This is a genomic window from Eisenbergiella massiliensis (genome assembly GCF_003435485.1).
Genome location: NZ_QVLV01000048.1, coordinates 1 through 4832, shown reverse-complemented (window position 1 = coordinate 4832; position 4832 = coordinate 1). Strand labels below are relative to the sequence as shown.

Annotated in this window: 4 protein-coding genes; all 4 read right to left on the bottom strand. The window is 51.9% G+C overall.

The genetic code is table 11. From position 1 onward, the window contains the following. Positions 1-122 precede the first annotated feature (122 nt). Positions 123-905: an HAD family hydrolase gene (locus tag DXC51_RS29160; protein ID WP_021634636.1), complete on the bottom strand. Its 783-nt coding sequence runs from the start codon at positions 903-905 to the stop codon at positions 123-125. Positions 906-971: 66 nt separating this feature from the next. Continuing rightward, positions 972-2918 carry an alpha-L-arabinofuranosidase family protein gene (locus DXC51_RS29155; protein ID WP_117546094.1) on the bottom strand — a complete coding sequence of 649 codons (1947 nt, stop codon included), beginning with the start codon at positions 2916-2918 and terminating at the stop codon, positions 972-974. After that, a complete protein-coding gene (locus DXC51_RS29150; RefSeq protein ID WP_117546096.1) occupies positions 2896-4263 on the bottom strand; it encodes a hemolysin family protein in 1368 nt (455 codons plus the stop codon). The genes DXC51_RS29155 and DXC51_RS29150 overlap by 23 nt, the downstream gene beginning before the upstream one ends. A gap of 337 nt (positions 4264-4600) precedes the next feature. After that, on the bottom strand, positions 4601-4729 hold the full coding sequence (locus tag DXC51_RS30355; protein ID WP_278337002.1) for a hypothetical protein: 129 nt from the start codon (positions 4727-4729) through the stop codon (positions 4601-4603). Positions 4730-4832 lie beyond the last annotated feature (103 nt).

Here is a 4832-nt window from a genome sequence, read left to right as displayed (position 1 = left end):
GGTGTGTTCGGGACTTACACCCGTTAGAGCGCGCCCATGGCGCGCAAACAAAGGAACGGAGGAAGCTGCTGCTTCCTCCGACTTTTATTTTTTCCTTCGTTTTCTATAACAGCCCCGGATTCCTATAGCAGCCCCAGATAATGAAATGCATTCTTCAGGCCATCCTCGCTGATATCCGACGTCACATAATCCGCGGCCTCCTTCAAAGCCGGTATCCCATTGCCCATGGCAATTCCGATCCCGGCGGCCTGAATCATTTCAAAGTCATTCATGCTGTCGCCGATTGCCGCCGATTCCTCCCGGCGTATGCCCCAATGCTCCAGAAGAAGCTCCAGCCCATAAGCTTTGGAGAGATGTGCCGGGATGACATCCGCGCCTCCTGTAATTTCGCTCATTATGGGAGTGCGCAGGGCCGGGAAGGTCTGTTCCACCAGCCTGGCCGCTTCCACAGAGTCATCCAGATAGAGCGCGTGCATGGGGATTTCATAAAGCTCCCTGGCATCGTACATTTCCCGGAGGAACAGGTGCTCCTTGCCCTTCCACCGGGCCGCCTGCTTTTCCGGGTTGGTGGTATACCATTTTCCCTCATGCTGGCCGCCCAGGCATAAATCATTGGCGTAGGCAAAGTCCAGCACCTCCTTCTGCAGCTTCGGATCCAGGTAGGTTTCCTTCAGCACGGTTCCCTCCGCTTCCACCAGGGAGCCGTTGGAATGGATGATGCCGTCAGGCTTTACCAGCTCTTTAATAGGCGCGTTCCACGCATCGTTGAAAAAACGCCCGCTGGCAAGCACCAGCCTGCACTTTCCCCTCACGGCCTCCAGCGCCTCCCTGGCGCTTTCCGGGATGTTACCGAGGCGGTGGTCAAACACCGTATTATCATAATCCAGACAAAGTACTTTTATCATTCCAGCTCCAGTCCCCAGGCGCCTACCGGTGTTTTGTCCACAGCCCGCAGCAGCACCTGACTTTCCTTATTCTGCGGCAATCCGCAGTACGGTTACGGAGTACGGCTTTATTTCCGTGCTCACTTCATTTCCTGCAAAGCTTTCCCGGGTCTGCCGATCTGTAATCCTGTCCGGGGCAGCAATGGAATTCACCTGCTGCAGGCTGTCCGCACACAGCTCGATTCGTGTAAGCTTACCCGAACAGCTCCATTCCTCCAGCCCAAGGCTCACCGTTTCAGCTTTCTCTCCGGCATTTATCAGCTTTACAATCACTTCACCCTGTTCCCGATCATAGCTAACCGCCGTATACAGCCCTTCTCCCAGCGCAGGTTTAATTTCCAGTTCCTCCTGCCCCGTATGTACACTGTAAAGCTTCTGCACATAATAGCTGGGCGTTCCATAGGCATGGACATCGTCAAACCAAATCAGATCCGGCGACCACTGGGTATACCCGATTCTTGCAAATAACGGCGCATAACAGGCCAGCACCACTACATCCGCATTCCGTTCGATTCCTGTAAGCAGAGCCGCCTCCGCAAGCGCCGCCTCCATATTATTGCGCAGGGCGATGTCTTCTATACCCTGGGGATGCGCCGCATATTCCCCTGCAAACACCTTTACATTGCGGGGATAATTGTCATAAAAGCCCGTGTTGTCGAAGCACCACTTCGGCGGCACATAATAATGCTCATCCACCGCATAGACAAAATTTTCTTTTTTCTCTGCCGCCGGACGGATCCAGTTCCAGGCCGCTTCATATTCTTTGGAATTCACATTGGGCCCGGCGGAACCAAGCAGCCGGATTTCCGGATATTTTTCATGAATCGCCTGTTCGAACAGCTCATATCTATGGAAGAAATCCACCTCTTCGGTTTCCCACTGCTCGTTCCCGATGCCCAGCATACGAAGCCCGAAAGGCTCCGGATGTCCGCAGGCAGCGCGCAGCGCCCCCCATTTTGTGGAAACATCCCCATTTGCAAATTCAATCAGATCCAGGGCGTCCTGTACAAACTCCTTAAATTCCACACTGTCCGAGGCCACCTTCTGGGTGGACTGATACTGGCAGGCCAGGCCCACATTCATCACGGGAACCGGTGAGGCCCCCAGATATTCGCACAGGATAAAATATTCATAATATCCCAGGCCCAGCGTCTGGTTATAATGGGAAAAAGGCGTTTTATAGCCGCACTCTTCCTTGGTGTCATGGACGGACCAGCGGCTCCAGTTCACCCGGCGCTCTTCCATGGGCCCCACGCTTTCCTTCCAGCGGTACCGGTTGTCCAGCGTATTGCCTTCCACGATACAGCCGCCGGGGAAACGCAGGAATCCCGGCTGCAGTTCCTTTAACAGCTCCGCCAGATCACGGCGGAACAGGCCGCACACCGCGTTTTCCGGCATCATGGAAATCATGTCAAAATCCACACTGCCGGCCTCAGACAGGCAGATGACAAAGGAAGCGCTTCTCACCTGCGCGGCCGCCGTCAGCGTAAGCTCATATTTTTTCCACTCCCCGGTCAGTCCGGCGATCTCTGCCTGATCTGTATAAAGCTGACCGTCCTTTTCCACATGCACCAGTACCTTGCCGCCGAAGGCAGATGTTCTGGCCCAGAAGCTGACGCGGTAATTCTCCCCTTTGTTCAGGCAGATGCCGTCGTATGCCTTATTTGTAAAACCGTCCCCGGCTGCCATCGCCGTAAAATGCAGATAATGCGGGTTTACTTCGTTCTGCGGCTTCTGCGTATCCAGTGCCAGCTTTCCCTGGCCGCTACAGGCGCTCCAGCCATACAGCCCGTCGAAATCCTGGCTGTAATGATCATAGTATCCCCTGGATTCCTGGAATTCAAAATTCCGGTTTTCCAGCATTTCCGCATACAGCCCGCCGTCGGCCGCATAATTGATATCCTCAAAAAACAGGCCGAACATCCCCGGCTGTATGGGCGTTTTCACATTTTTACTGATTTTTACCTGATTCATTCTGTCTCCCCTTTTCTTCCGTTGTACTTTCCGGCATGATTTTACTGATTATCGCTGTTTCCACCCGCTGATCCTCCAGCAGCTCCACATGGACGGCCAGGCCGTTTACCTGCACGTCAAACTGGCTTCCATCCGCGGGGATAGAGCGCAGGCAGCTGAAAATCATGCCTCCAACAGTATCATAATCCGTATCCTCCGGCAGGTCAATATCCAGCTCCTGTGCCAGATCCTCTATGTCCACGCTGCCGGAAACCCGCCAAAGGTTATCCTCCAGCCGGACCATTTCCGGAGGAAGGGCGGGATCGAACTCATCATAAATATTTCCCACGATTTCCTCCAGAAGATCCTCCATGGTTATGATTCCCGCTGTCTGGCCGTACTCGTCGATAACAATTGCGATATGGATTTTATTTTTCTGCATATCACGGAATAGATCGTCCGCATGAATGGTATCCGGTACAAAATAAGGCTCACGCAGCAGCTCCTGCAGCCCGGCGGAGCTGTCGCCGTTTCTACTGAGCAGATAATCCCTGGCATTTAAAATCCCGACGACATCATTAATATCCTCTTCATACACAGGATAACGGGACAGGCCGCTTTCCCGGATGGTGTTCAGGATATTTTCTTCGGTTTCCTTCAGGGAAAAGGCAACTACGTCCGGCTCCCTGGTCATGGCGTCCCGTACGGATATATCATCAAAACGGAACACGTTCTGTATCCATTCCTGTTCCTCCTGGTCAATGGTACCTTTTTCACCGCCCAAATCCACCATCATGCGGATTTCCTCCTCCGTAACGGATTCCTCCTCCGCCTCCGTTTTCATATGAAGTATCCGCAGCACGGTATTGGTGGAAAAGGACAGGAACCATATCACAGGCCTCATAACCACCGCAACGCCGGAAATAACGCCGCTGCTGAATTTTGCCACCTCCATGGACTTCTGCATGGCGATCCGTTTGGGCACCAGCTCGCCGAATATCAGTGTAAAATAAGACAGGATGATGGTAATGATAATAACCGATATGGTATCCAGCGCTTTCTCCGGCAGTCCCCTGAAACCAATATCATCATAAATCCATCTCACCAGATATTCGGAAAAATTATCCGCCGCGAAGGCGCTTCCCAGGAATCCTGCCAATGTAATGCCCACCTGTATGGTGGACAGGAAGGAGGCCGGTTCCTCCACCAGCTTCAGAAGCTTTCCCGCTTTTTTATCCCCTTCCTCCTCCTGCCTGCGCAGCTTCGTTGTGTTCAGGGAAACCACCGCAATCTCCGCCGCCGCAAAAAAGGCGTTCAATAAAATCAAAATAATCTGCAACAATAACTGTCTTGGTATGGAACTCAAAGTAAATCTCTCCTTTTCTTTTTGTAATGCCGGCATCCTTGCCGCCGGAGGGCAGTGTTTTTGTTACTGTTCACTCCGCAGCCAGTAACATGTTTTTTCCTCAAAAAAACACAAAAAGACACAGCCTGTCAAGCTGATGCTAACAGGCCATGCCCTTTAAAAGCTTTCGTTGTCTATAAAGGTTCGTTTCCCCGTCAGGGTCCGCGTCGTCCATCGAATTCTTTTCCTTTCTTCCGGTAAGTTGATAGGAACATTATAAAGAATCCGGGCGGAGGATGTCAAGATGGTTTTGAGGGGCGGCGGGGAGGGCTGATATTTATTTTTAAAAATTATATTTTCAGGCAGCTTCGATTCTGATTTTTAATGAGTTGATAAAATATTGGAAGCTGGGGGATTGGTTGTTTGCAAGGTCAAGGTAGATACCGATTTTTGCGGCCCACTCGCTTTTTGCTTTACCGATTTCCATATACGCTCCACCAGAACGTTTTTTCAGGGCGGTCAGGCCTCCCGGATATATCGGGTGTGTCAAATAAACTGTGTATCACGTGCAGATTATTCGACACACCTCT